The 26,409-nt window shown below is 38.0% G+C and carries 27 protein-coding genes; 16 read left to right on the top strand and 11 right to left on the bottom strand.

The features are described 5' to 3' along the window. Positions 1-1,857: a GNAT family N-acetyltransferase gene (locus ABXG98_RS15050; protein WP_353539512.1), complete on the bottom strand. Its 1,857-nt coding sequence runs from the start codon at positions 1,855-1,857 to the stop codon at positions 1-3. Between the two features lie 169 nt (positions 1,858-2,026). On the opposite strand from ABXG98_RS15050, the gene ABXG98_RS15045 reads away from it, so the two are divergent. The 3 genes from ABXG98_RS15045 to ABXG98_RS15035 all read left to right on the top strand — a co-directional run bounded on the left by ABXG98_RS15045 (position 2,027) and on the right by ABXG98_RS15035 (position 4,143). Continuing rightward, positions 2,027-2,656 (top strand): sulfotransferase, encoded by a 630-nt coding sequence (locus ABXG98_RS15045; protein WP_353539562.1) that lies wholly within the window; start codon positions 2,027-2,029, stop codon positions 2,654-2,656. Positions 2,657-2,709: 53 nt separating this feature from the next. Then, a complete protein-coding gene (locus ABXG98_RS15040; RefSeq protein WP_353539511.1) occupies positions 2,710-3,282 on the top strand; it encodes a tRNA-(ms[2]io[6]A)-hydroxylase in 573 nt (190 codons plus the stop codon). A gap of 213 nt (positions 3,283-3,495) precedes the next feature. Continuing rightward, positions 3,496-4,143 (top strand): DUF1707 domain-containing protein, encoded by a 648-nt coding sequence (locus ABXG98_RS15035; RefSeq protein ID WP_353539510.1) that lies wholly within the window; start codon positions 3,496-3,498, stop codon positions 4,141-4,143. Between the two features lie 59 nt (positions 4,144-4,202). Here the strand turns inward: ABXG98_RS15035 and ABXG98_RS15030 are convergent, their stop codons facing one another. After that, positions 4,203-5,438: an alpha/beta hydrolase gene (locus ABXG98_RS15030; RefSeq protein WP_353539509.1), complete on the bottom strand. Its 1,236-nt coding sequence runs from the start codon at positions 5,436-5,438 to the stop codon at positions 4,203-4,205. Positions 5,439-5,565: 127 nt separating this feature from the next. On the opposite strand from ABXG98_RS15030, the gene ABXG98_RS15025 reads away from it, so the two are divergent. Next, positions 5,566-5,955: an acyl-CoA thioesterase gene (locus ABXG98_RS15025; protein WP_353539508.1), complete on the top strand. Its 390-nt coding sequence runs from the start codon at positions 5,566-5,568 to the stop codon at positions 5,953-5,955. Positions 5,956-6,065: 110 nt separating this feature from the next. Beyond that, positions 6,066-6,410: a YajD family HNH nuclease gene (locus ABXG98_RS15020; RefSeq protein WP_353539507.1), complete on the top strand. Its 345-nt coding sequence runs from the start codon at positions 6,066-6,068 to the stop codon at positions 6,408-6,410. Between the two features lie 25 nt (positions 6,411-6,435). Here ABXG98_RS15020 and ABXG98_RS15015 read toward each other — a convergent pair whose 3' ends face one another. The 5 genes from ABXG98_RS15015 to ABXG98_RS14995 form a co-directional block, all read right to left on the bottom strand. Next, a complete protein-coding gene (locus ABXG98_RS15015) occupies positions 6,436-6,624 on the bottom strand; it encodes a hypothetical protein (protein ID WP_353539506.1) in 189 nt (62 codons plus the stop codon). 22 nt (positions 6,625-6,646) lie between these two features. Beyond that, positions 6,647-6,883 (bottom strand): hypothetical protein, encoded by a 237-nt coding sequence (locus ABXG98_RS15010; protein WP_353539505.1) that lies wholly within the window; start codon positions 6,881-6,883, stop codon positions 6,647-6,649. A gap of 35 nt (positions 6,884-6,918) precedes the next feature. Beyond that, complete coding sequence (locus ABXG98_RS15005; protein WP_353539504.1) at positions 6,919-8,172, bottom strand: MFS transporter; 1,254 nt, start codon at positions 8,170-8,172, stop codon at positions 6,919-6,921. 2 nt (positions 8,173-8,174) lie between these two features. Next, positions 8,175-8,975, bottom strand: coding sequence for a ribonuclease H family protein (locus tag ABXG98_RS15000; RefSeq protein ID WP_353539503.1), 801 nt, complete (start codon positions 8,973-8,975; stop codon positions 8,175-8,177). Between the two features lie 279 nt (positions 8,976-9,254). Next, positions 9,255-9,572 carry a hypothetical protein gene (locus tag ABXG98_RS14995; protein WP_353539502.1) on the bottom strand — a complete coding sequence of 106 codons (318 nt, stop codon included), beginning with the start codon at positions 9,570-9,572 and terminating at the stop codon, positions 9,255-9,257. Between the two features lie 196 nt (positions 9,573-9,768). Here ABXG98_RS14995 and ylqF point away from each other — a divergent pair, with 196 nt between their 5' ends. Continuing rightward, positions 9,769-10,704 (top strand): ribosome biogenesis GTPase YlqF, encoded by a 936-nt coding sequence (gene ylqF, locus ABXG98_RS14990; RefSeq protein ID WP_353539501.1) that lies wholly within the window; start codon positions 9,769-9,771, stop codon positions 10,702-10,704. A 2-nt stretch (positions 10,705-10,706) separates the two neighbouring features. Further along, complete coding sequence (locus ABXG98_RS14985) at positions 10,707-11,144, top strand: HIT domain-containing protein (RefSeq protein ID WP_353539500.1); 438 nt, start codon at positions 10,707-10,709, stop codon at positions 11,142-11,144. A gap of 59 nt (positions 11,145-11,203) precedes the next feature. Here ABXG98_RS14985 and megL read toward each other — a convergent pair whose 3' ends face one another. After that, positions 11,204-12,457 (bottom strand): methionine gamma-lyase, encoded by a 1,254-nt coding sequence (gene megL, locus ABXG98_RS14980; protein WP_353539499.1) that lies wholly within the window; start codon positions 12,455-12,457, stop codon positions 11,204-11,206. Positions 12,458-12,781: 324 nt separating this feature from the next. Between megL and ABXG98_RS14975 the strand changes: the two genes are divergently transcribed. After that, the gene (locus tag ABXG98_RS14975; RefSeq protein ID WP_353539498.1) at positions 12,782-14,359 is read left to right on the top strand and encodes a sigma 54-interacting transcriptional regulator; all 1,578 of its coding nucleotides are present in this window, start codon (positions 12,782-12,784) and stop codon (positions 14,357-14,359) included. 113 nt (positions 14,360-14,472) lie between these two features. Here the strand turns inward: ABXG98_RS14975 and ABXG98_RS14970 are convergent, their stop codons facing one another. Continuing rightward, positions 14,473-16,329: a M2 family metallopeptidase gene (locus ABXG98_RS14970; RefSeq protein WP_353539497.1), complete on the bottom strand. Its 1,857-nt coding sequence runs from the start codon at positions 16,327-16,329 to the stop codon at positions 14,473-14,475. 489 nt (positions 16,330-16,818) lie between these two features. Between ABXG98_RS14970 and psrA the strand changes: the two genes are divergently transcribed. Beyond that, positions 16,819-17,445, top strand: coding sequence for a TetR family transcriptional repressor PsrA (gene psrA / locus ABXG98_RS14965; protein WP_353539496.1), 627 nt, complete (start codon positions 16,819-16,821; stop codon positions 17,443-17,445). 83 nt (positions 17,446-17,528) lie between these two features. Here the strand turns inward: psrA and dsbB are convergent, their stop codons facing one another. Both dsbB and nhaD read right to left on the bottom strand, forming a co-directional pair. Then, positions 17,529-18,047, bottom strand: a complete 519-nt coding sequence (gene dsbB / locus ABXG98_RS14960) for a disulfide bond formation protein DsbB (RefSeq protein WP_353539495.1) — start codon at positions 18,045-18,047, stop codon at positions 17,529-17,531. Positions 18,048-18,157: 110 nt separating this feature from the next. Continuing rightward, the gene (gene nhaD, locus ABXG98_RS14955; RefSeq protein WP_353539494.1) at positions 18,158-19,552 is read right to left on the bottom strand and encodes a sodium:proton antiporter NhaD; all 1,395 of its coding nucleotides are present in this window, start codon (positions 19,550-19,552) and stop codon (positions 18,158-18,160) included. A gap of 489 nt (positions 19,553-20,041) precedes the next feature. On the opposite strand from nhaD, the gene ABXG98_RS14950 reads away from it, so the two are divergent. From ABXG98_RS14950 to ABXG98_RS14920, 7 genes are all read left to right on the top strand, one after another. After that, a complete protein-coding gene (locus ABXG98_RS14950; protein ID WP_353539493.1) occupies positions 20,042-21,343 on the top strand; it encodes an ammonium transporter in 1,302 nt (433 codons plus the stop codon). A 349-nt stretch (positions 21,344-21,692) separates the two neighbouring features. After that, a complete protein-coding gene (acs, locus tag ABXG98_RS14945; RefSeq protein WP_353539492.1) occupies positions 21,693-23,639 on the top strand; it encodes an acetate--CoA ligase in 1,947 nt (648 codons plus the stop codon). Positions 23,640-23,820: 181 nt separating this feature from the next. Further along, complete coding sequence (locus ABXG98_RS14940) at positions 23,821-24,198, top strand: DUF2237 family protein (protein WP_353539491.1); 378 nt, start codon at positions 23,821-23,823, stop codon at positions 24,196-24,198. Positions 24,199-24,395: 197 nt separating this feature from the next. After that, a complete protein-coding gene (locus tag ABXG98_RS14935; RefSeq protein ID WP_353539490.1) occupies positions 24,396-24,773 on the top strand; it encodes a hypothetical protein in 378 nt (125 codons plus the stop codon). 47 nt (positions 24,774-24,820) lie between these two features. Next, positions 24,821-25,372, top strand: a complete 552-nt coding sequence (locus ABXG98_RS14930; protein ID WP_353539489.1) for a GNAT family N-acetyltransferase — start codon at positions 24,821-24,823, stop codon at positions 25,370-25,372. A 100-nt stretch (positions 25,373-25,472) separates the two neighbouring features. Then, a complete protein-coding gene (locus ABXG98_RS14925; RefSeq protein ID WP_353539488.1) occupies positions 25,473-25,814 on the top strand; it encodes a hypothetical protein in 342 nt (113 codons plus the stop codon). Positions 25,815-25,828: 14 nt separating this feature from the next. Further along, complete coding sequence (locus tag ABXG98_RS14920) at positions 25,829-26,386, top strand: histidine phosphatase family protein (protein ID WP_353539487.1); 558 nt, start codon at positions 25,829-25,831, stop codon at positions 26,384-26,386. Positions 26,387-26,409: the final 23 nt, after the last annotated feature.

Here is a 26,409-nt window from a genome sequence, read left to right as displayed (position 1 = left end):
TTATTCCTCTTCTATACCACTAGTGAGTGAAAGCTTTAAGCTGACTTCATCAAAGTCTTCACTGGGCTGTCTGACAAAACCTGCTTTTTCAAAAACTTTTAGCATAGAGGCATTATCTCGCCGGACACAGGCAACCAAACTGTCAAGCTTTCTAATTTTGGCAATAATGATCATTTCGTTTAATAATGTACTTGCCATACCTCGACCACGTAAACTTTCCTTTATCACAAAGGCAACTTCACCTGAGTTCATGCTCTCAATGTAATAATAACGGGCAACAGCTTGGATTGCTTCGCCCAAATAATCTTTTCGGGTGAAGCATAAGGCTAAATCGACATGTTGATTCACACTGACTAAGTTACAAGATTTCTCACGGGTCATCTGTGTAATATGATGGTTGTAGCGCATGATCAAAGTTTCTTTATTGTGCGAATAGAAAAACTCTTGTAGTTTTCGTTCATCTGAGGGGGAGAGCGGTCGTAAAATATAGTTCACATTAGCAAACGTAAATTTTTTCATCTCTACAGGGCCAAGCTCAGGCACAGAACTAGGGGAACTTTCTTGGTACTCAGGCACCCAGTAATGGTTACGAACGTCAGCAAGTAACTGTTCTCTAAATTTAGGATGAGCAATGCGAATAAGCTCTAGAGAGCGTTCTCGAATGCTTTTACCTTGTAATGAGGCGATACCAAATTCAGTGACTACATAGGACACATGGCCACGGGATGTAACCACGCCACCCCCTTCGGTAATATGCGCAACAATACGTGAAATGTTGCCATCTCGTGTGGTTGAAGGTAAAGCAATAATGGTTTTACCTCCTTTGCTTAATGAAGCACCGCGGACAAAGTCTACTTGACCACCAATACCGCTGTAAAACTGATAGCCGATAGAATCTGATACAACTTGCCCGGTTAAATCGACCTCTATGGCACTATTAATAGATACCATTTTGTCATTCCTCGCAATTTTAACCGGTGAGTTAACATGCTCTGATGGGTAAAATTCAATATGCGGATTACCATCAACAAAGTCATATACTTTTTGACTACCCACGCAATAAGTCACTACAGCTTTGCCTTTGTGAAAGGTTTTTTTACGATTGTTAATGACGCCTTTAAGCATAAGATCAATGATGCCATCTGAAATCATTTCGCTGTGTATACCTAGATCTTTATGATTGGCTAAATAACGTAAAACTGCTTCAGGGATTTTGCCGATGCCAATTTGCAGTGTTGATTCGTTTTCTACTAACATAGCAACATATTGGCCGATTTGTTCAGTGCGTTTATCAAATTCAGGCGGAATAATTTGAGGTAAATCTTGTGCAACATTTATCCAGGCATGAATTTGGTTCAAATGGACAAAGCTATGGCCATTGGTGCGTGGCATTTTTGGATTTATTTGCGCAATAACATATTTAGCGGCTTTCACAGCAGAAGAGACGATATCGACACTAACGCCCAACGAGCAGTAACCGTATTCGTCAGGTGGGCTGACCATAATTAAAGCGACATCTAAGGGTAAACTATTTTCATTAAATAAACGGGGAATATCAGAAATAAAGCAAGGCGTATAGTCACCTCGACCTTCAGCAATGGCTTCACGAATATTTTTTCCGCCAATAAACAAGCTGTTAACTTTAAACAAGTCTTTGTGTTCAGCTTTTGCCCAAACATTTTCTGATAGCGTTAAAATATGAACGGTTTCAATATCATGTAATTTTTTTGAGTTGGCGATTAAATTATCAATTAATGCGTTGGGCACCGCAGCACCTGAACCAATAAATATACGGTTGCCTGATTTTAAATAATCTTCCCAGTTGATACTGTCGTGTTCTTCATATTGTTTAGACATTGAAATTCCTATTTGCTCTAAGTTAACCAAATACCCTTTAACTCATAAAGAATTAGAGCATTTAGTATAGCTATAATCTATTAGCCATAAGTATGAAGTAGCTAGCATATTATTCATTGATCACAGTCAATGATACAATCCATTCTTTTTTTGAGTGCAATTTGTGACTATTAATAAAATTTTTATCATTGGCTTACCCCGAACTGCGACAACGAGTGTTTGTTTGGCTATGTTGGGGTTAGGATTTAAAACGGCGCACAATGCTTATACTCAACATGCATTTAATGAAGCGCAAGTCCTTGCTGATACACCTATATTTTGTGATTATCAACACCTTGATTGCCATTATCCAGAAAGTAAATTCATTTACTTAACTCGTGAAGCATCCGTTTGGCTGCCTTCAATAAAACAATTACTACAACGGATGATGACCAATTTACAACGCAATGATGGTGGTTTCAATCCTCACTTAAAACGCTGTTATAACGAAGTGTTTTCACCGTTAACAATAGATAATATCGCACAAGATGATTTTTTATTGCAATGTTATCAGCGTCATCAGCAGCAGGTTTTCCGTTATTTTAAACACCGACCGTCAAACTTATTAACCATTGATGTTAGCAAGCCCGAAAGTTATCAGCAGTTATTGGCCTTTCTAGGTATAGAGCCAAGTCAGGCAAAGGCAAATGGTTTTGAAAAAATTAATATTGGCGGTAAAGTAAAAGCTTGGCAAGCGCTCAATAATACGTTGAAAATTGAATCCACAAATAAAGGTCGCATTGATAAGGTGCTTTATTAATGTTTGTCTGACCTGTAAAATCTTTTTTATTTAACTAACACCTAAAGATACTCATGTTTGAATTAAAATATCATACCACCCAAGCATGGACTGATGCCGTAATGGCTGATTTTCCGCGCTTTTTACAAGATCATGCCGCTGCAGAGAAAAAAGCCTCAGGAATGGCAATGGCAATGTTGTCTCACTACCCAGACAAAGCAAAACTAGTTCGCGCGATGACAGATTTAGCAATTGAAGAGCTTATTCATTTTAAACAAGTATTAAAGTTGCTAGTAGCTAGAAATGTAACGTTAGGACAAGACAAGAAAGATCCTTACATTAATCAAATTAGGCAACTGTTTCGAAATGGTACTAGTTTCTTCTTAATGGACAGGTTGCTAGTGGCCGCAGTGATAGAAGCTCGTGGCTATGAAAAGTTTTATTTAGTATCAAAAGCCTTGCCTGAAGGAAAAGATAAAGAGCTGTATGTTGCTATTGCTAAATCAGAAGAAAAACATAAAAACTTGTTTGTTGAACTCGCCTATGAGTATTTTGATAAAGCTGAAGTTGATCAGCGCTTAGAGGAAATATTAATTGCTGAAGCAGCAATATGTGAAAGTTTACCTATTCAAGCGGTACTGCATTAATCGATACTATGCCTTGCCGGTGTTTTATCAAATTGAGTTAAAGGCAACTTGTCTAAAAAACTAAGTTATGGTGTATTTTACTAAGTAATCGTTTTATTTTTTATGATACTTTTCTTCAGCTTTGTATCTTATTGTAATTTAAGGTATTAATAATTGGCTTGGCATTTGCTTTCTTTATCGCTAATACAATAAAATTGTAAACAAGGAAATAAAATGTCAGTTATTTTAGCAGATAGACCTATTGAAAGCGTGCGCAGTGAAATTATTGATCAACTGGTGATGAATTACAGTCATGGTGAGTTATCTTACGAAGCATTCGAGCGCCGTTTAGATCAAGCCATGGAATCACAATGTCATCAGACATTAGTTGAACTTGCAAAAGATTTACCGTTAACAGTAGATAAAGCCTTCGTTGAAAGTAAAAAGCAAGATTTAGCGCCTAATATTGTTTCAGGTGATGCTGAAGATGTTGAACATATGATCAATGTCTTTAGTGGCAATACTCGAAGTGGCGCATGGACTGTGCCTAAAGAAATACGCGCTTTCAGCTTATGTAGTGGTTGTGATATTGACTTAACCGATGCTAAATTTACCCAAACTGAATTGCGCATTAAAGTGTTTTCGCTTTTTAGTGGCAGCAACATTTACATTCCTGAAAACGTTAATGTGATTTCAAAAGCCTTTTGTATCTTTGGTGGTATTGACTACCAAACCGCCACGCAAGTTAATCCTCATATTGTAACACCTACCATTATAATCGAAGGGTTTTGTATCTTTAGTGGCATTGATATAAAAGTAAAACGTACTATGAAAGAAAAGTTTGTTGAAATGGCAGATAGTTTGAAAAAACTGTTTTCATAACTATCTGCTTGCCGCTTGGTACCAGTTCGGTAATCAGGCTTTACTCAATTTGCTGTACTTTACTGCAACTCCCATACTAACCAAGTAGGGAGTTGATGCTTTTTAGCTAAACTTAGCGCTTTGCTCTGGTGCGCTTGTTCTTTGGCTTTATTCTCTAGCCCTGCATAGCTTAAGCTCATTTGTCGATGCCATAAAGGATTATTTGCCGATGTTTTTTCAATAGCTAAAAGCAATTGCTGAGCACGTTTTGGTTGTTTTTTAATATTAAAACCTTTTGCTAATTGTATGCTAACTTCAGTATGTGATTCGGGAAAGCGTCTTGATACTTCTTTAAGAAAATCATCGATATCAGCAGATTGTTTTGACCAAAACATATACTTAGCTAATTGATAGGCCTGTAGCCATTCAATACGAAAACCAGCCCATGACGCCTTTTTCTTCTCAAATACGTCTAATACTTGATGATAATTTTCAAGTTTCATCATCTCTTGGGGATCTACATAATAATTTGGTGCTAAGAAAGTCAGAGCATCATACAGAGCAGGCATGGCAGTACTAAAATGAGTTTCTTCTGGGTAAGTATTAAACTGCCAATTCCACTCATTGTTTGCCTTGTTTTTTTCTTTTAGTGCCTCAACAAGTTTTCTCACCCCCATTCCTTCTTCATTTGCAACGGAAAGAAAGAGAGTTGATGGTGTTGTTTTCAATGTTGAAATATAGGCAGGTAATTTTTTTGTTAAGGATTCACCGTCAAACCAAGCACTTGGGCTCATGGCGATAAAGGCATTAAAAGGTGAGTTTGTTTGCATCATTGCATAGGTGGTGAAGAGTCCGCCTAACGAGTAGCCTGCCAATGCTTGTTGTGAGTTAGTCCGATAATTTTGCTTAATTAGCGGCATCAGTTCTTGCTCTAAGTAGCGATTAAACAAGGGAGCACCGCCGTATTCTGGGTTATCATCAGCGGCCCAAGTAGTATGGTAAATATAATCTTGTTGCCCTTGATTCGCTACGCCAATAACTATCATCGGAGGAATTTTCCCCATACGGCTTAGATTGGTTACTAAGGCAGAAGTATGTTGAAACTGAAAATCGCCATCGATCACATACAGGGTGGGATAATGGCGATTATTACTGTAATAACGTTCAGGTAAAGACAGCATGTAACGTCTGTTTTGTTTCAATAACGTTGATTTATGCTCGAACATATAGCCGCTGATAATAGGTGTTTTTTCAGTTGCTGCGAATGTGTTATTACTGAGTAAAAGCAAAGTAATTATAATTATTTTTTTTATCATAAAAGTTCCATTTGAAGTGTTTATTAAGGTAAGACCCTTTTTAATTTAACGTGTTAGCTAGAGCAAAAATGTATAAGTCGCTATAATTACAGCTTATCATTATTACTTTTTATAAATAAGGTTTTGTATGCGCTTTCTCTCTCGTCGTTTAGTTATGCCAAATGATTTAAATTATGCTAATTCTCTTTTTGGTGGTCGTGCACTTGAATGGATAGACGAAGAGGCCGCTATTTACGCTATTTGTCAGTTAGAAACTAATTGCCTAGTGACCAAACATATTGGTGAAATTAGCTTTGAGTCAGCAGCAATGCAGGGTGATGTAGTTGAATTCGGCCTAGAGACCAAAAAAGTAGGCAGTACCTCAATTACCATCACATGTTTAGTGCGTAATAAAGTGACTAAAAAAACCATTTGTTTGGCCGATGATATTGTTTTTGTGCAAGTTGATCCACAGACACGTAAACCTATCCCTCACGGTAAAACTTATCAAGGATTGATGAATCAAAGTGATGGTTAAACTGATAGTTAAATTATCAAATAAGCTAGCTTCAAAACAACAGATATATTGCTAAGCACTTAACTTGGCAATACAATGTATGAATCATTTATTTTGTAAATAATTATATTATGTCTTCAGATCGTTTCGGCACCAGTGCTAACTATAAACAAAAAGAGCAGGGCTACCGTGACCGTGCTCTAAAATTATTTCCTTGGGTGTGTGGTCGTTGTGCGCGTGAGTTTGTTTACTCTAATATTAAAGAATTAACCGTACATCATATGGATCATGATCATACTAATAACCCAAACGACGGCAGTAATTGGGAGCTGTTATGTATATATTGTCATGATAACGAACACGCTAAGTACACGGAGCATGCAAACTATCAAACCGAAATAAAAGCAGGCGATACCAACCAAGACACGGCAACCTATAACCCTTTTGCTGACTTGAAATCTATGTTGAAAAAATAGAGTTATGGCTATCTAAGTAGACCGTTTATCCCTCTTGCGTTAGGTGTTTTTGATAATCATTAATACCAAAATACCTAACCGACTTTTTCTGAGTCAATTTTTTAGCAATAAGTTGATCATCACAATAAACTTTCACCACTTGTTTGTCTCCATTTGAGTCGACATCGTAGCTGTGATGATCATTATTTCTGAGGTTATCAAATTCAGTTTTCATGATTAATTTCATAGAAGATAACCTACAAATTATTGATATCTTTTTGTACTTGATAACCCTCATCGGTTACTATTTTTTCAAGCACTTGTACACGCTCGGTTAGTTTTTCAACTTGTTGTTTAAGTTGACTACTTTCTTGATCTGATAACTTGCTGTGTTTTAAGGTTTTTGTTTTAAAGTCGATATGCTTTTTGTAAATTTCATACATAACGCCAAAAACAACACAAACAATAACCACAACCATAGTTGTTCCGCTCATTACTTTCTCCTTTGAATAATTGTTATCTTAAGTTGTTAACTACTTTGTTGCTGTTTATTATCTTGACGTAAATAAAGTACATTGACAATCAGTAACACAGCAAGCAACGGTAGACTAGTGAGTACCACATAATGCCAACCACCAGTGAATAATACCCAGCCAGCCATAAGTGATGCAAATGCTTGAAAACCAAATAAAACAAAGTCGTTAGTAGCTTGTACTTTGTGACGTTCACATGGGTGATAGCTTTGGGGTAACAAAGACGTGCCGGTTAAAAATAAAAAATTCCATCCGATACCTAATAACACTAATGCCCACCAGTAATGCATTACTTCTTCACCGGAAAAAGCAATGAGGGCAACAACAATATAAATAATACTGCCGAGTTTAAGTAAACCTTTCAATGCTATTTTTTTCACCAACCAAGGTGTTAATAATGAAGGTAGGTACATTGCAGCAATATGACTTTGAATCACCCATTTGGTTTCTATTAAACTATGTCCCTGCATATGATGCATGCTCAAGGGGGTTGCAGTCATTAAGTAACTCATTAGTGCATAGCCTATGGTAGCAGTGCAAATAGCAATAATAAAAATAGGCTGCTTAGTAATGTCTCTTAAGGATCTTGCTTCACCCTCATTAGATTTCTCTTGGATTTCAGGCTCTTTAAAAAACATCATAATCAGTGTGGCACAACCAATGAACATTGCTAATAAAAGAAATGAACCGGTATAACCATGAGGTGAAGCAAGCCAATCTTTAGCTGTGACTGCAATCTCAGGTCCTAAAAATGCTGCGAATACGCCACTTAACATTAAAATGGCTAATATTTTAGGAATATCATCAGTGTTCTCGGTACTTTCTATTGCGGCAAACCTTAGTTGCTGAGTAAAGGCTCCACCAATACCAAATAAGAAACTGGCTAATGCAAACAGGTTAAATAATGCCAAGGTAGTTGCCAAGACAGCGAGAAGAGAAGCGAGTAACAGACAACTAAACCCAGTGAATACCGCAAATTTACGTCCTTTGGTTTTAGCAATCATAGCACCAGGAATCGAGCCAGCTGCAACACCTAAAATCATTAAACTAATAGGTAAAGTAGCAAGGGATGCATTGGCAGTGAGTTCACTTGACAATAAACCGCCAATAAAAACAATGATAGGTGCAGAGCACATCACTAAAGGCTGCGCCATAAAAAGCAAACTGATGTTTCTAGGCAAGTTGAATTTTTTAGTTAATACTATGGCAGACAACACAATGAGTACTAAAATAATGACTATATTAATCATAATTAGCCTGATTCCATGGCTAAAATGGTTTTAATATCGAGCTCGCCATTATATTTAATTAAGTCTTGTTGCTGTTCTTTTCTGGCTAATACGGCCATGCGATCAGATAATTCATTACCTTCAATATTGGCATGACCCTTTACATGGCTGATCACTAATCGAGATTTGAGTTCTTGATAAAGCGAGAAACAGTCTTTAATTAAGGCTAAGTTTTTAATTTCTTCGCCTTTGCCTCGTGTCCATCCTTTGGCTTGCCAACCTTTGGCCCACTTAGTGATGCAATCAATTGAATATTTTGAATCAGACAGCACCTGTACCTTTTCGACGTTTGCCAAGTATTTTTTGGCTAACTTAAATGCATAGAGTAAACCATTCAATTCGGCGGTATTATTAGTGCCATTAGCTTGGTACAAACCGTAATAAAGCGTGCTGATTTTTCCTTGTTGATAAACGGCAAGGCCAGTACCTGACTTCCCCGGATTTGGAGAGCAAGCACCGTCACAATATATTTGTATGTCTGCATTAATATTACTGGTGCTAGCACTCATGCTTTTATTGGAGCTATTTATTGTGTTAGTTTTTTGTGACCTTGATTGGCTAGTTGAGCTTCCTTTATTGGCCAAAGAACGTTTCATTAATGCCTTAGTATAAGTTGAAGCAAATGCAGCTTGAGCTTCTTCTTGAGAGGGAAACCCCATAAATTGGGCGTCGGAACGACCTTGAGTATAACGTTGTACTTCGCTCCATGTTGAGAAAACACCCGTTTTAGCACCTTTCCAGACCACATAAAATTTTTTACTCATACCATTGGTTACTCATCTAGCCTCAAATCTATATGACACGTTATTTAAAAGAACATTTTAAAAGAGAAGTGAGGCTTTGTTTTTATTGATAATAATGATTGCCATTATCATCAATAACCTTGCATTTAGCCAGAAAAAAGCGAGATATTGTTAACTCAATATGTAAATGGATGCTTTATCAGATAAGTGAACTTCTGCATCATGGCACTGCAGATAGGAAGAAGACAATCTTTGGCTTACTTTTATCAATCAATAGAGGAAGCATTTCTCTCCTGTACTTTAAATCTTTAAAGACAGTTCACCATGATAGCGTCGGTTTTTTTGTTGGCGAGATTCAATATATCGCCCTCGATCTTGTTGTGCTTTTCTACGGTCACCGCCATGGCGGCGCTCATCTTCTTCGTTAATGACCACTGTTAGTTCAGTCGCTTCATTATCAGACAGCTCATCCATGTGCGTTTGTGATGATTTTTCATCATCTTGATGATCGCTCATTAAAGCTATTTGGCGGTATTGATTTTTTTGCTTTTTATCTTTTGCCAGTTTTTTGGTTTGCGCTACTTGCTTGCTGTAAATTAGTTCATTTATAAAATTCATTTGATTGATACTCAAGCCACATAAAAAGTTAATTCAGGAAGTCTGAGCAACCTCATCTATCAATGTTGCTTTGTTTATATTATCGGCAATTCGAGTGTAAAGTTTAATTTTAGCGGATAAAAATTTATAAGGCTTTGTCCAATCGGTAAAGCTTGATAAGATCCTTGCTAGAATTTTGCTAACCTTAGGACTTTTCATGGCAATTAACTGGTTTCCCGGTCATATGCACAAAGCACAAAAAGAAATTAAAGAAATACTGCCTCAGATTGATGTAGTAATAGAAGTGTGTGATGCCCGCTTGCCATTTAGCAGTGAAAATCCAATGATCACTGAAATAAGAGGCGACAAGCCGCTGATTAAAATTTTAAATAAAAGTGATTTGGCTGATGCTGAAAAAACCTTAACCTGGCTTGAGTATTTTGAATCACAACATAATGTTAAAGCGATTGCTTTAACGACTGAAAACTCTGCAGCTTCAAAAATCATTCCTGATTTAATCAAAAAGCTCGTGCCGAATAAAAATGAAGAAGGTAAACAAATTAATGCGGTGATTATGGGGATTCCAAATGTGGGTAAATCAACCTTGATTAATACCCTTGTTGGAAAAACGAAAGCCAAAGTTGGTAATGAGCCAGCGGTCACCAAAGGACAACAAAGAATTCGGTTAGAAGAAGGTTTATACCTTTTTGACACCCCTGGAATGTTATGGCCAAAAATAGCCAATGAAAATAGTGGCTACCGCTTAGCCGTTTCAGGTGCCGTTAAAGACACCGCATTTGATCACGATGATATTGCTTATTTTGCAGCTGAATTTTTACTACAAAGCTACCCTGAGCGTTTAATCGAGCGTTATAAACTTGATAACTTACCAACACTCGAAGAAGAGTTGATAGAGGCTATTGGCCGTAAACGCAGTTGTATTCGCAGTGGTGGACATGTTGATATGCACAAAGCATCAGTGATTTTAATTAATGAAATTAGAGATAAAACCTTAGGCACAATTACCTTTGAAATGCCTGATAATATAGAAAAAGAAAATGCTCACTTTGCCGAAGTAGAAGCAAAAAAAGTGGCTGCCCGTGAAGCGAAGAAACTCGCACGTGGCCGTGGTCGAAAGAATAAAAGGAAATAATCATGTCTGAACAAATACCCCCTTTCAATTTGCACCCTCAACTAGCAAACGATAGTTTTGAACTAGCGGATTTACCCTTGTGCAAATTATTGCTGTGTAATGATAGTGCCTATCCTTGGTTTATTTTAGTACCGAAAGTTGATGCTATTACTGAGGTATATCAGTTAGATTGGCAGCAGCAACAACAGCTATTGAATGAATCAAGCTTGTTAAGCGAGTTGTTAATGCAGGTGTTTGCCGGTGATAAAATGAATGTGGCGGCACTTGGCAATGTTGTTGACCAATTGCATGTGCATCATGTTGTGCGTTACAAAACCGATGCCAGTTGGCCTAAACCCATTTGGGGACAACAACCTTTAACCCCATATACCGACGAGCAGCTAGCTAATATTAAAGCGCAGTTGCTGCCCAAGTTGGCGTGTGTTTTAGCGTCGAAGTAAAATAACATAGCAGCTTAAGCTTGTAGACTTTAGCTGCTGAACTAATCAACAGTGAGTAATTAAGCAGCAGTCGCTGCCTTTTTAGTCTCTGCTTTTTGTTGTGCTGTTACTGTCACCTTTGCTAATGCTTGCTTTAGATCAGCAATAATATCGTCAACATGCTCTAGACCAACTGATATTCTAATTAATGAATCGGTAATCCCCGCTTCAGCGCGCTCCTCAGGCTCATAAGGCGAGTGGGTCATTGATGCCGGGTGTTGAATTAATGACTCGGCGTCACCTAAACTTACTGCAATAGAAAACAACTGCGTATTATTAATAAAGTCAGCGCCTCCTGTTAAATCGGTATTCAATTCAAAAGCGATAACACCACCTGCTGCTTTCATCTGTTTACCAATAAATTTGTGTCCAGGATGAGATTGTAAGCCTGGATAATACACTTGTGCTACCACGGGATGTTGTTCTAAAAACTCAGCAACAGTTTGTGCATTATTACAATGGCGCTCCATTCTAATGGGTAGGGTTTTTATGCCACGCATAATCAGCCAAGCATCATGTGGGCTCATGGTTGCGCCAATATCTTTTAACGTAGTTAATTTAATGTCGCTTATCATTTCATTGCTACCACAAACTATACCGGCAACAACATCGCCATGGCCGTTTAAGTATTTGGTTGCACTGTGTATGACGATGTCAGCGCCAAATTGAGCTGGTTGCTGCAAAACGGGAGTCAAGAAGGTGTTATCGACAACAGATAATAATTGATGTTTTTTCGCAATGGCACAGATTGTTGCTAAATCTAGTACCACTAGGTTCGGGTTGATTGGCGTTTCTAAAAAAATCAGTTTTGTGTTTTCTTTAATCGCAGCATGAATATTTTCAGGCTCGGTCATATCCACAAAAGTAACTTCAATACCAAATTTTTTCAACATGTGGTTCATTAGTGCAAACGAACAGCCATAAACAGCTTTAGACGAAATCATATGATCGCCTGCTTGCAAATTTGTTAATAGCGCTGCAGAAACTGCAGCCATGCCTGTTGCGGTTGCTGCGGCATCTTCCATTCCTTCCATTGCCGCTACACGCATCTCTAATTGGCGAGTGGTAGGGTTACCTAAACGAGTATAAATAAAGCCTTCACTTTCTCCAGCAAAGCGATCTGCACCTTGTTGAGCATCGTTAAATATGAATGTTGAGGTTTGGTATAAAGGGGTAGCTAATGAGCCAAACTGCTCGTCGTTTATCCGGCCTGCGTGGATAGCTTTAGTTTCGATTGACTCACTGGTGAAGTGCTTATTATTATCTTTAGTCATATTCTCTCTCAAGGGGCATTAATCAATAAAAAGATTTCAGTACGTATTTAACTATTTGATACTGTCTGTAAACGTTTTTTTAGTTAGTCAGTCTATTGCAATTAAACGGCCATAATTGTTTTAGTGTTTAATTTCAGTGACTTAATTGATTTTCATCTAAAAATCGTTTTGTTTTGTCATGTTTTTATTACAAATGTAGGGCTGGTTCACCTATTACGAGAGAGTAAACTTATACAAAAATAGCTTTTTAATTAGTGATTACAGGCTTTTTAATGGTATTGTAATATAATTGTTACGCGTACTATTTTTATTACAAGGGGCGATATGCGGGTCAAAATTCAATCAACGGACAGAATAGGTATCAGTCAAGAAATACTCGCGGCTTTTGCGCTAAAGTCATGGAATTTAAAGGCTGTTGAGGTCAGCACAGAGTTTACCTTTGTGCATATTGAACACTCAATCTTATCACTTGAAGACATCCGTGCCTGTTTAGGTAACATTGAGGGTATTATCGGTATTGAAGTTGTCACCTTATTGCCAATAGAGCAACGTGAAAACCACTTGCAAACGTTACTTGACCGAATACCTGATCCTATTTTAGATATTGATAATCAGGGCATTATTTTAGCTGTGAATGCCTCCGCAAGAAATCTGTTTGCGCAATCCAAGCACTCTGAGGTGATGATAGGTTTATCAATTGAACAGTTTGTTGAACAAAAATACCAAACATTTTTAACCGATAAAGCAAGCACGCATTCTTTAGTGTTTGATGGGAAAAGCTATTTAGCTGATGTAACCCCTGTGGTGAGTTCGCTTGCTAATGGTTTTGATCAAATTACCGGTGCGATGATCTCTTTACGCTCTATGACGGCAATAGGTCGTCAGTTAGCGTTAATACAAACCCATCATGAGCACAGTTTAGATAATATTATTGGTCAATCTGAAAGTATTCTGCTGTTAAAGGAGCAAAGTGAGCGCTTTGCTAAATTAGATTTACCTGTACTGATCAGCGGTGAAACTGGCACGGGGAAAGAATTAATTGCTCGTGCGCTTCATCAAAGCAGTAGCAGAGCCAAAGCGCCGTTTTTGGCTATCAACTGTGCCGCATTACCTGAGCATTTATTAGAAAGTGAACTGTTTGGTTATAGTGGTGGCGCGTTTACGGGGGCTAAGAAGTCTGGTAAACCTGGATTAATAGAGCTAGCTGAAGGCGGCAGTGTGTTTCTTGATGAAATTGCTGAAATGTCAATTTATTTGCAAGCTAAATTGCTTCGCTTCTTACAAGATTTCTCTTATCGACGGGTTGGTGGGACTAAAGAGCTACACGCCAATGTAAGGATTATTAGTGCCAGTCACCAAAATCTTTCGACATTGATTTCAAAAAAAGAGTTCAGAGAAGATCTTTACTACCGGTTAAATGTGCTTCATTTAACTTTACCACCGCTTAGAGAGAGAACCGACGATATTATTTTACTGGCTAAATACTTTATTAAAAATGCCTGTAATCAAGTTAAACAAAACGGGCAGGGGCTATCTAAAACACCGCAATTGACCGAGCAAGCGCTACACTTACTCCAGTCTTATCACTGGCCAGGCAATATTAGGCAATTACAAAACTTATTGTTTTCGATAATTGCTCTAAATACCCAAACGGTGATTGAGGCTGAGGCTGTCAAAGTAGCCTTGCAGAAGTTTGCACAAGAAAATAATCAGGTAAATGCGTCATTGGCTAAAATAAAACCGTTTGAAGTCGATGACTGGGCAAGTGCCCAAGCAGATTTTGAAAAAAAACTCTTGTTACAACTTTACCCGCTATTTCCGACAACACGCAAATTGGCCGAGCGCTTAAATGTTTCGCATAATAAAATCGCAATGAAGTTGAAAAAATATCAAATTAGTTAATGCATTATTTGTTATTGAAGACGCTAATGAAAAAAGCCCTGACATCGATGATGCAAGGGCTTTTGTTTGTAAACACTAAGTATTTAACGGTTTAACGGTTTAACGTTTAGCCATTAAAAGCCACATTCCTTTCCTTGGTTTTTATCTTTTAACCAAGTATGCAGTGGAGCAAAGTAATCTAAAATAGCCGTAGCATCCATTTGTTCATTACCGGTTAATACCTTATAAGCTTGTTGCCAAGGTTGACTAGAGCCCATTTCTAACATGGTATTAAGCGCTTTACCTGCATCTTTGTTGTTGTAAATTGAACAACGGTGAATAGGGTCGGTATTCCCTGAAATTTCACATAAGGCACGATGAAATTCAAACTGTTGAATGTGTGCTAGGAAATAGCGGCTATAAGGAACACCACCAGGTACATGGTATTTTGCGCCAGGATCAAACGCATCAACATCACGCGCTATAGGTGCAGCTACACCTTGGTATTTTTCACGTAATTCCCACCAAGCAGTGTTGTAGTTTTCAGGAGTTATTTCCCCTGAATAAACTTTCCAACGCCATTGATCAACCATTAAACCAAATGGGATAAAAGCAACTTTATCTAAAGCCTTTTTCATTAATAAGCCAATATCTTTAGACTCATCAGGAATGCTGTCAATTAGGCCTATTTCTTTTAAATATTTTGGTGTAACTGAAAGGGCTATAGTATCGCCAATTGCTTCATGGAAACCATCGTTCGCACTGTTTTGGAAAAATACCGGTTGATCTTTATAGGCACGTTGATAGAAGTTGTGCCCTAACTCGTGATGAATAACCGAGAATTCCTCCCCTGTTTTTTGAATACACATTTTAATGCGTAAATCATCTTTTGAATCTAAACTCCACGCTGAAGCATGGCAAATAACATCTCTGTCAGCGGGCTTGGTAAACAAAGAACGGGTCCAGAACGTTTCTGGCAAGGCATCAAAACCTAGGGAAGTGAAGAATTTTTCAGCACCTTTGACCATTTGTATTTCATCGTAATTATGCGCTGCTAATTGTTGGGTAACATCGTACCCTGGATCTGCATCCTCTGGTGCCACTAGATCATAGATATTTCCCCATGATTGCGCCCACATATTACCTAAAAGGTGAGCAGGAATAGGCTTGTCTTGTGGTACTTTATCTTCCCCGTATTCTTTACCTAATTCACTGCGAACATAGCAATGTAAATCATCATATAAGGGTTTTACTTGCCCCCATAAACGATCTAGCTCAGTGGCAAAGTCATCAGCAGGCATATCATAGTTTGAACGCCACATTGTTCCTAAATCTTTATAACCCAGACCGTTTGCTCCTTCATTAGCGAGTTGTGCTTGACGGGTATACAAAGGTTTCATTGGTGGACTGATTTCACGCCACCCTTGCCACATTTCTAATAGTTCATCGTAATTGCGAGACGTTGCCATGGTTGACGTCATATCACCTAGGCTAAGTTTTTTACCCTCTTTGGTGGTATAACTTCCTTTACCATACATACTCCCAAGTTCTGCACCTATTTTAGCAAGCTCTGCAGATTTAGCTGAATCTTGAGGTGCAGGTAATACTAAGGATTGTTTTAGAATATTTAATTGGCGACGTTGGGTTGGGCTCACATCTACGTTATCAAACTTGGCTGCTTGCATCGCAAAGTGAACGCCAGCTTCAGTTGATAATTGATCTGCTTCTGCGGCTAAAGATGCCGTATCTTCAGTGATAAAGTTCGAATAAATCCACGCAGCACGAGCGCCTGAAGCGCCTAACGTTTTCATTTCTTTGGCAACATCGTCTAGAAATATTTGTGCATCTTCACCTGTTAAGGCCTTGGCAGGTGTTGGTGAAGCTTGCTTAGCAGCGTTTGTATTTTTGTTATCTTGGCTACAGCCAACCAATGAAGTAGCTACAACTAAAGCTATGGCTGTTAACTTAAAAGTATTTGTTATTTTTTTCATTATAAAATAAGTGCGTTAATATATGTTAGGTGGATTGAGTATATTGAAATATCGATATAATGGCAAAGGAGCTAATTAGGAATATATCGCAATAGGTTAGGAGTCCAAGCAGGGATGAATTCAAATACATTACCTAATAAGGTCAGTGAAGGGAACGCTAAACCGCTACAAGGGCTATTTTTATTGGATTGGCTGGTTTTACAGTGCAATAATTTGTATTAACAAATTGGCTAAAATTGTACAGAATGCTTAACAAAAGTCAGGAAACAAAGACAAAAAAAGACTCAGGGAAGATTGACAGATCAGGCCACTGAGTCAGGAAGTAACATGTATGTACATTAAGTATGAAAGCATTCACCAATAATAGTTCAATTTTTCTCCGCTGTTTTAATAAATAATATTTAACTAGGGATTAGGCTTGACCTGATATGGATAAATGGGCTATTTTAAACAGTTGTTTGAATTTGACGTTTGTTGGTGTAGTAAAGTATGAGTACAAAAAATAAAATTTTAGATGCGGCAGAGGTTCTTTTTGCTGATAAAGGCTTCAATGGTACGTCTTTACGAGAGATCACCAGCCAAGCTGAAGTGAACTTAGCGGCGGTAAATTATCATTTTGGCTCAAAAAAAGAATTAATAAAAGCCGTGATGTCTCGTTATATGAATGAACTTGCGCCTCGTTTAGAGTCTGCTTTGGCTGCACTTTGTAAAACTGAGGTTAAGCCTAGCTTAATAGGTGTGTTTTCTGCTTTTATTGAACCATTGCTTCATTTAAATAGCTTTAAAGATAATGGTACTAGTACTTTTTTACAGCTTTTAGGACGAGGTTATACCGATAGCCAAGGCTTTTTAAGGTGGTTTTTAACGACTCAATATCCGGGTGTTTTTGCTAATTTTACCGAAGCGGTTCATAAAGCATATCCCGAACTGAGCGCCGAAGAAATGTTTTGGCGATTACATTTCACTATGGGAACTATCGTTTTTACTATGTCATCAAGTGACGCGTTAATTGATATCGCGTTAAATGATTTTGATCGTCAAGTTGATATTGCTGGGGTCATCAAGCAAGTTATACCTTATGTCGCTGCAGGTGTTGCAGCGCCAATTATTAAATAAAAAGCAGATATTAGCTGCATTTATTAGGCTCTAACTTTAACAATTACAGCCTAATAAATTGAACTAGATTTAACTTCACAAAGCTAAAGTCTTTTAGCGTGCATTAATCGGTTTAGAATAACCAGTGCAAAAGCTAGAGTATATAGTCCATAAACCACAACCATCCATTGTGGCATACTATAACCTAGAAACTGCCAGCTAATTTCACCGCAATCGCCGGTGGCTTCAAATATGGCTGGAAGCCATTGATGTAAAGGCGCCCATGTTGGAAAGTTTGGAACAAACTCACAACTGAAAAATAATGAGCCTGAGTTTTCCTGCATCTCTACATGCTCTAAGGCTATGATTAACCCCCAAATAGCGCCTGTTGCCCATAAGCCATAAGCCACGATTCTAGCAATTAAAACACCACAGCCAGCAAAGCCAATAACCCCAGCAACTATAATAGCGCAAATAGCAACGCGCTGATAAACACACATGATACAGGGCGCTAAATCTAGCACGTATTGAAAAAATAAAGCGCACAGCTCGAGAGCTAAAGCTGACAAAGCTAATAAGAGCCAAGGTTTTGCGTTGGTTGTTAAATCACTTAAAGTTTTCATTTTCTTCCTACTGTTTTTGTTATCGATCAAAATTATCAATCACAAATAAAAAAGCTTCTAAAATAGTTTAGAAGCTTTTTATCATATCAAGTTTTTATAAAAAAGTGATATTAACCATTTATAAGTAAATGAACATAAATACTTGCGCCATAACCTAAAGCGATAACAGGTGTCCATTTTAAATGACTAAAGAAAGTATAATATCCTCGAGCTTGTCCCATTAGAGCAACACCCGCAGCTGAGCCGATAGATAATAAGCTACCGCCAACACCCGCTGTTAAAGTTACTAATAACCATTGTGTATGTGACATTTCAGGGTTCATTGTTAGTACCGCAAACATGACAGGAATGTTATCGACAATAGCCGACAGAATACCCACTAAAATATTTGCATTTGTTGGTCCTAACTCACCGTACATAAACTCAGACGTCATACCTAAATAACCGATAAAGCCTAAACCACCCACAGCTAAAATAACGCCGTAGAAGAAGAATAAAGTGTCCCACTCGGCTTTTGCAATTTTATTGAAAATATCAAAATCATCTTCAACATCATGTGCCGTAGGCATATCTGACTTGTCAATTTCGTTTTTGCTTGTTTGGCGAATATAGTAGCCAAAGAATTTAAGATAAGCTAAACCTAGCATCATGCCAAATACGGGTGGTAAGTGTAAGAAGTTATGGAAAGACACTGCGGTGATAATAGTTAAAATAAACAAACCAACAATCACTAAACCGCCAGGTTTAATTGGCGTCATTCTACTTGACGCTGCTGTTGGGTTACCGTTAGGAATTGCAAATTGCATAATAAAAGCAGGGATAACAAAGTTAACAACTGACGGCACAAATAAAGCAAAAAATTCTTGGAATTGAACGATACCTTTTTGCCAAACCATTAACGTAGTAATGTCACCGAATGGGCTAAAGGCACCACCAGCATTAGCGCCAACCACTATATTAATACAGCTTAACGCGACAAATTTTGGTTCGTCCTTACCAACAGCCAGCACTACAGCACACATAATAAGTGCTGTAGTTAAGTTGTCAGCAATAGGTGAAATAAAGAAAGCCAGAATACCTGTTAACCAAAACAGTGACTTATAACTAAATCCTTTAACGACCAACCAATCGCGCAAGGCATCAAAAACATCTCGCTCTAACATTGCGTTTATATAGGTCATTGCAACAAGCAAGAAGAAGAAAAGCTCGGCATATTCTAAAAAGTTATGACGAATAGCAACTTCAGCAGCATGCGGCATACCGTGAGAGCCATAATACCAAGCAATAAGTATCCAAATAAGGCCCGCAGCAAGCAAAACAGGCTTAGACTTTCGAAGATGTAACTGTTCTTCTAAAATAACTAAGCTATATGCGACAACAAAAATAGCTATTGCAGCATAACCAACCCAATGGGAGGTTAAATCTATGGTTTGATGCGCGGCATCAGATGCAAACGCGATGCTTGGTGCAAACATCGCTAGTATAATGAATAATAGTTGTTTCATGTACATTCTCAAGTTGTGAGTGGGTGAAGAGGTTTTAAATTGCGCCGATTTTAACAAAAAATTGTGACAATGATATAGCTAAATAGTCGTAACAATGATTCATATCATTAATATTTTGAATATAGATTAAACTTATACCGCTTTTTTTTACCAGCACTGGTAAATATATCCACCAGCTATTCTATTTTAACCTGGCAAATTGCAAAAGTTAGGTGAACAAACTTGATAAATGTCGTTATTGTTAGCTTACTCGAAGCACCTTAAAAGTTTCGCACCATTGTTGTGCTGCTTGTTTGATTATTCACTGTTTTGGTGCAATAAAAAGCGCTATTATCGAACATGGGAGTTTCATCTTGCTGTTTTAGTTGGTTTTTTATTGGTGGCTTATTTTGTGCATAACAGTGCAAAAGAAAAGTTTAATGAATTTTGATAGATAATGGTTGCACTAATTTCTATCAAGTTGGCAATAAAAAATTTTTGGAACTGAACATGTCAAAACATCCCTTATTACTAGTATTTATAATCTTGTTAGCTATACCTACATCGGTTATTGCCGATGATGGCACGCTTAATGGTGCCAATACCGCATGGATATTAACGTCTACCGCCCTAGTCTTGTTAATGACCTTACCCGGTTTAGCGCTTTTTTATGGTGGCTTGGTACGCAAAAAAAATGTGCTTTCAATTCTAATGCAATGTTTTGCCATCGGCTCAATCTCTTCTATTTTATGGCTATTAGTAGGATATAGCCTTGCCTTTAGTGAAGGTAATGGCTTTATTGGTGATTTCTCAAAAGTGATGATGAATGGTATTGGCAAGGGAGCCTTATCCGGCGATATACCTGAAAGTTTATTTATGCTGTTTCAAATGACCTTTGCGGTTATTACCCCTGCACTTATTATTGGTGGTTTTGCAGAAAGAATGAAATTCTCTTCTGTACTATTATTTTGTGGCTTGTGGCTGCTTTGTGTTTATGCACCTGTAACTCATTGGGTTTGGGGAGGCGGTTGGTTAAGCCAAATGGGCGTGTATGATTTTGCTGGTGGAATTGTTGTACATATTACTGCAGGTACAGCAGCACTAGTTGCAGCCATGGTGGTTGGTCCAAGACGTGGGTTTCCTAAAACCCCTATGCTACCTCATAACTTAACCATGTCGGTTACAGGCGCAGGTATGTTATGGGTTGGTTGGTTTGGCTTTAATGGCGGAAGTGCGTTAGCGGCAAATGGTGATGCGTCAATGGCGATGCTGGTAACCCATATTTCTGCAGCAGCAGGCACTTTAACGTGGGCGGCTATTGAATGGAAAAAATTTGGCAAAGCTAGTGTGTTAGGTGCAGTTACTGGAATGGTGGCAGGCTTAGGCACTATTACTCCAGCATCAGGTTTTGTTGGCCCAGGCGGTGCTTTAGTTATTGGTATTAGTGCAGGCTTTGTTTGCTTTTATTCAACTGTATATATAAAGCAGAAGTTAAAAATTGATGATTCATTAGATGTATTTCCTGTGCATGGTGTTGGTGGCATCTTAGGAACTTTACTTGCAGGTGTTTTCTCGGCAACAACCCTTGGCGTATTTAGTGGTTATGGTTTTGCTGAAGGCATTGCAACAATGACAGAGCAAGTTGGTGTGCAACTGATCGGTATTATATCGACATTCGCTTATACGGCAGTGGTAACTTATATTTTACTAAAAGTTGTTAGTCTGGCAACCGATGGACTTCGCGTTGATGAAGAGCATGAAGTTAATGGCCTAGATCAGGTTGATCATGAAGAGTCGGGTTATAATTTATAAACACAACCTACTGTTGTAATATTGTTGTTAAAAGCGCCTAAGGGCGCTTTTTTTGTTAAAAATCATTGTTGAAAATAGTAAAGATTCATTCATTTTATAAGCTGGTAAATAAGTGGATTATTATGAATGAGCTTCATATAATCATTGCTTGTCACATGGAGTAGTTATGGCTTCTAGTCTGTACATTACTTATTTTTAATGAAATTTTTTTATATGCAATGGTACATAGGTAGTGAATTATTTAAGACTAAAGGCGTATATGAAAAGTGCCGCAAAAAAATTAGCATAAAGTTAATCAATTTTAGTTAAAAATTATTACATTGGGGGCAAAGCCCCGAAGGAATATCACATGAATGAATTAAAACCTTGTTATCCCGTATCAGAAAAAGCAAAGGCGCATACCCATATTGATAGTGCTGCTTATGATGCTATGTATAAACAATCTATTGAGCAACCAGATGTTTTTTGGGGTGAGCAAGCTAAAGAGTTTATTGATTGGTACCAACCTTGGGATAGTGTGAGTAAAGTCGATTTAAAAAACTCTGAAATCAATTGGTTTTCAGGTGCTAAATTAAACGTTAGTTATAACTGTATAGATCGTCATTTAGCCACTAAAGCCAATGATACAGCGATTATTTTTGAAGGTGATGATCCTTCAGATGATTTAAAAGTAACCTATCAAGAATTACATGATCATGTATGTCGCTTTGCTAATTTATTAAAAGAACGTGGCGTGAAAAAAGGCGATCGTGTTTGTATTTATATGCCTATGATCCCTGAAGTAGGTTATGCAATGCTAGCTTGTGCCCGTATTGGTGCCATTCACTCAGTAGTGTTTGGTGGTTTTTCGACAGAGTCAATAAAGGCACGGGTACTTGATGCTGAGTGCCAAGTTATTATTACTGCTGATGAGTCAGTACGTGGTGGCAAGCATATACCGCTTAAAGCTAACGTTGACGCTGCCATTGCCGATTGCCCAGCAGTACATTCAGTGATTGTGGTTACTCGTACCGGTGGTGATGTTGCTTGGAACGAAAAAATAGACATTAATTATGCCGATGCAGTTGCCAACTTACCAGCAACCTGTGAGCCTGAAGTTATGGATGCTGAAGATCCGTTATTTATTCTCTATACCTCGGGTTCAACTGGTACCCCTAAAGGTGTAGTTCATACCTGTGGTGGTTATATTGTCTATGCAGCAATGACCCATAAATATGTATTTGACTACCGAGAAGATGAAATTTATTGGTGTACTGCTGATGCTGGCTGGATTACGGGTCATACTTATATTTTCTACGGTCCGTTAGCTAATGGTGCAACTACCTTAGTATTTGAAGGTGTACCAACCTATCCAGATGCTGGACGCTTTTGGCAAGTATGTGAAAAACATAACGTTAATGTTTTTTACACGGCACCTACAGCCATTCGCGCGTTAATGAGTTTAGGCAATGAATTAGTTGAAAAATCAGATCTTTCTTCACTGCGTTTGTTAGGATCAGTGGGTGAGCCTATTAATCCAGAAGCATGGAATTGGTATTATGAAGTGGTAGGTAAGAGTAACTGCCCAATAGTAGATACTTGGTGGCAAACTGAGACAGGTGGCATTATGATTACCTCGTTACCGGGCGCCGTTGATATGAAACCAGGTTGTGCGGGTAAACCATTCTTTGGTGTTCAACCAGAGCTATTCGATAAAGATGGCAATACCTTAGAAGGTGAAAACCAAGGGCTATTGGTGATGACGGCGAGTTGGCCGGGACAATTACGTACCGTGTATGGCGATCATAACCGTTTCTATCAAACCTATTTAAGCCAATATCCAGGTAACTATTTTACCGGTGATGGTGCTAAGCGCGATGAAGATGGTTTTTATTGGATCACAGGTCGCGTAGATGATGTATTAAACGTATCAGGTCACCGTTTAGGTACGGCTGAAATTGAAAGTGCCTTAGTACTGCACCCTGCGGTTGCTGAAGCTGCAGTGGTTGGTTATCCGCATGAAATCAAGGGGCAGGGGGTTTACTGTTACGTAACCTTGATGGCAAGTGCTGAAGAATCAGACGACCTTAACAAAGAGTTAAAAGAATTTGTTGCCAAAGAGTTAGGTCGTTTTGCTAAGCCTGATTATATACAATGGGCTCCAGGATTACCGAAAACACGTTCAGGTAAAATTATGCGTCGTATTTTACGTAAAATTGCCGAAAATGATGTTGACAGTTTAGGTGATACCTCAACACTGGCAGATCCTAGTGTGGTTGAAGACTTAATTGATAAACGTATTGTTCATGGTGGTTAATTCACTTTGACAGAATCAATTGATTAAAGCGCCGAAAGGCGCTTTTTTGCTTTATGCAATCAACATAATATAATCACTTAATGGTATCAATTGATACTTGCACCTTTAATGGGTTAGGGTTTATATATGGTATTAGATAGGATATTAGTGATAATTTACAGTGATTTTTGAGGAACGATAAATGGAAATGGCAGAGTCAGTTAATGTATTTGGAGAAGCGTTAGAAATATGCGGTGCAAATCCGGTCACAGGGTTTTACCGTGATGGAAAGTGTAACACTTGTGAACAAGATACCGGGTCACATACTGTTTGTATTGAAGCATCAAGTCAATTTTTAGAATATTCTCGCTTTGCAGGGAATGATCTATCAACACCGGTTCCTGAAGTTGGTTTTAAAGGGATTAAAGCCGGTGATACTTGGTGCTTGTGTGCAACAAGGTGGATGGAAGCGTTAGCAAATGATAGAGCACCTAGAGTTTATCTACAAAGAACTCATATCAGAGCATTAGAAATCGTGCCGATGGAATTATTAAAACCTTACGCCCTCGACCTAAGTTAATGACGACTTGCTCGGCTGTTGAGCTTATTGCTATTGTTTGGCTTGTTTTAAAAAGTTCAATATTTGCTGATTCGCTAGCTTACCAATTGAGTTTAGAAGTTAATAACATGGTTGAATGGATATTTTATCATGACATGACTGAATTTAGCTGTAACTTAGCTTTAACATAGCTTTAACTGAACCAAGGACAACCAGACTTGAATAAATTATTAATCATCCTGTTTTCTTTGCTAATGACCGCATGCACCACAGGTCAACTGTACTACCTTGATCAACAAGGAACTCGAAAACTTGCCTGCGATGTAGAGTTTATTGGTATGCCAAGCGTTGACAAATACGCAGTAGAATACGCATTGAGTTTATGCGCTAAAAGTGCGGTAAAAAAAGGTTTTGCAGTTGAAGATGCACAGCTATTAAAAATTGATACCGCAATTCCACTGCCATCGTGTAATAATAAATGGACACATCAACTTGCCAAGCAACAATTTGAAAACGATTTACTGTCCAAAAAAGAGTATGGTTATATTGTCGCTCATATTGATTTGGGCTTAGCGACTATCAATGAATGTTTATGAAGCCTAACTCATTATTTCGCCTGTTCATTAGGCTATAGGGATAACATTTGCGTATTAACCTACGACCGCTCAATCAAAATGAAGATAACTTCTCGAAGGTTATCGATTTATACAAAAATGCGTTTACCACTGCCAAACGACTTCCAACGTGGTTTCTTAGGTTTAAATTGAGACATGGGAAGGCAGGTTTTAACGTCCTTTATGCCGATGATACTTGGATTGGGCTAATTTATACTACTGAGTATAACGATATTGTTTTGACACACTTTTTCGCTATAGCTGAAGCTTGTCGCTCAGCTGGATATGGCAGTAACGTATTGGATTTAATGAAAGTGGTATACTTAGGCAAAAGAATTGTGTTGAATATTGAACTGCTTGATAAGCGCGAAAAAAATTACCAACAAAGGCTTAAACGTAAAGCTTTCTATGAAAAAAACGGATTTAACTCATCAGGTTATATTGTGAAAGAACCAGGAGAAAAACTTGAGATGCTTATATTTGGCGGAAGTATCAGTAAAAATGAGATAGAAGCAATGTATCAAAGTCTTTTTGGTAGGTTTATTGGCTTTTTACTTAGACCTAAAATCATAAAAAAATAAAACATTACTTTTGCCTTGTACATGCTTCTCCTTTAGTGACTCTTGAGTAAAGCAAGTGGCTGCTTTATAGTAACACCAAGTTGATTTTTAAGGAACTCATGTGAGATTTTGCTTTATATTGCTTGCTTTTATATCGCTAAATACTTTGGCAACTTCAAGTAAATTTGACTGTAAATACCTTGATTATCACTTGGTACTTGAAACTCGCGGGGTTGAGCATATTGTTCACGAGCTTAAAATTAATGGTCAGAAAACGGTCACTGAACTACTAAACAATCATTGGTTTATCGAAGCCGTAAATTGTAAGCCGTGGGGGTATCAAATCATAGCTAGTCATGTGCAGTACAATGATCCAAGTAAAAAAGCTTTCATGCTAACGTATCGCAATAATATCGGGTATAAAATCAGTATCGATACCAGTGATACAGGAAAAAGCAATTAGCAGGGTAGCGAAGAATGGAAATAGTATTAATACGCCACGGAAAACCAGCATCAGCCAACAACCTAGTTGTTAATGCTGGCGAGTATACAAAATGGATCAGGCAATACAACCTATCCGCTGTTGATAGCAGTAGCAGGCCGGTAAATATAAATGAGCAATATAGATCTTTTTATGTTGTTGCAAGTGATTTAAAGCGAGCACGTCATTCAGCATATATTTACATGGACAAAAAAGTTGAAGAAATTGATAAAATTTACCGAGAAATGGAAGTGCCTAGATATAAAATTCCACTAAAATTAAAAGCTTGGAATTGGGTTTATCTATCACGATTTCTTTGGCTGCTAGGTTTTAAAGGTTCGTTCGAGTCATTTAAACAAGCTAAAAAAAGAGCTGAGTTAGCGACAGAAAGGCTGATAGCTTTAGCAGAAAAGCATGAGAATTTAGTGCTTTTTGGACATGGCTTTATGAACCGTTATATACGAAAATCCCTCATTAAGAAAGGTTGGCAGTTAGATGCAAAAAGTCATGCATTTTGGGGAATTACAACCCTCAAATATCAAACTGTCAAATAATAGGCATGAGTTTGGCCTATGTA

The sequence above is a fragment of the Colwellia sp. KU-HH00111 genome (assembly GCF_040362745.1).
Lineage (GTDB): Bacteria > Pseudomonadota > Gammaproteobacteria > Enterobacterales > Alteromonadaceae > Colwellia.
This window is presented reverse-complemented; position numbering and strand designations above follow the sequence as displayed.

Bases quoted from the DNA above. Each gene is read 5' to 3' on its own strand.
- ABXG98_RS15030 (WP_353539509.1), bottom strand. From the start codon at position 5,438: ATGATAAAAAAAATAATTATAATTACTTTGCTTTTACTCAGTAATAAC.
- ABXG98_RS14985 (WP_353539500.1), top strand. From the start codon at position 10,707: ATGTCTGAACAAATACCCCCTTTCAATTTGCACCCTCAACTAGCAAAC.
- megL (WP_353539499.1), bottom strand. From the start codon at position 12,457: ATGACTAAAGATAATAATAAGCACTTCACCAGTGAGTCAATCGAAACT.
- ABXG98_RS15050 (WP_353539512.1), bottom strand. From the start codon at position 1,857: ATGTCTAAACAATATGAAGAACACGACAGTATCAACTGGGAAGATTAT.
- ABXG98_RS15035 (WP_353539510.1), top strand. From the start codon at position 3,496: ATGTCAGTTATTTTAGCAGATAGACCTATTGAAAGCGTGCGCAGTGAA.
- ABXG98_RS14940 (WP_353539491.1), top strand. From the start codon at position 23,821: ATGGAAATGGCAGAGTCAGTTAATGTATTTGGAGAAGCGTTAGAAATA.
- ABXG98_RS14975 (WP_353539498.1), top strand. From the start codon at position 12,782: ATGCGGGTCAAAATTCAATCAACGGACAGAATAGGTATCAGTCAAGAA.
- acs (WP_353539492.1), top strand. From the start codon at position 21,693: ATGAATGAATTAAAACCTTGTTATCCCGTATCAGAAAAAGCAAAGGCG.
- ABXG98_RS14970 (WP_353539497.1), bottom strand. From the start codon at position 16,329: ATGAAAAAAATAACAAATACTTTTAAGTTAACAGCCATAGCTTTAGTT.
- ABXG98_RS15040 (WP_353539511.1), top strand. From the start codon at position 2,710: ATGTTTGAATTAAAATATCATACCACCCAAGCATGGACTGATGCCGTA.
- ABXG98_RS15020 (WP_353539507.1), top strand. From the start codon at position 6,066: ATGTCTTCAGATCGTTTCGGCACCAGTGCTAACTATAAACAAAAAGAG.
- ABXG98_RS14920 (WP_353539487.1), top strand. From the start codon at position 25,829: ATGGAAATAGTATTAATACGCCACGGAAAACCAGCATCAGCCAACAAC.
- ABXG98_RS14995 (WP_353539502.1), bottom strand. From the start codon at position 9,572: ATGAATTTTATAAATGAACTAATTTACAGCAAGCAAGTAGCGCAAACC.
- ylqF (WP_353539501.1), top strand. From the start codon at position 9,769: ATGGCAATTAACTGGTTTCCCGGTCATATGCACAAAGCACAAAAAGAA.
- ABXG98_RS14950 (WP_353539493.1), top strand. From the start codon at position 20,042: ATGTCAAAACATCCCTTATTACTAGTATTTATAATCTTGTTAGCTATA.
- ABXG98_RS15005 (WP_353539504.1), bottom strand. From the start codon at position 8,172: ATGATTAATATAGTCATTATTTTAGTACTCATTGTGTTGTCTGCCATA.
- ABXG98_RS15010 (WP_353539505.1), bottom strand. From the start codon at position 6,883: ATGAGCGGAACAACTATGGTTGTGGTTATTGTTTGTGTTGTTTTTGGC.
- ABXG98_RS15015 (WP_353539506.1), bottom strand. From the start codon at position 6,624: ATGAAAACTGAATTTGATAACCTCAGAAATAATGATCATCACAGCTAC.
- ABXG98_RS15000 (WP_353539503.1), bottom strand. From the start codon at position 8,975: ATGAGTAAAAAATTTTATGTGGTCTGGAAAGGTGCTAAAACGGGTGTT.
- nhaD (WP_353539494.1), bottom strand. From the start codon at position 19,552: ATGAAACAACTATTATTCATTATACTAGCGATGTTTGCACCAAGCATC.
- ABXG98_RS15025 (WP_353539508.1), top strand. From the start codon at position 5,566: ATGCGCTTTCTCTCTCGTCGTTTAGTTATGCCAAATGATTTAAATTAT.
- dsbB (WP_353539495.1), bottom strand. From the start codon at position 18,047: ATGAAAACTTTAAGTGATTTAACAACCAACGCAAAACCTTGGCTCTTA.
- psrA (WP_353539496.1), top strand. From the start codon at position 16,819: ATGAGTACAAAAAATAAAATTTTAGATGCGGCAGAGGTTCTTTTTGCT.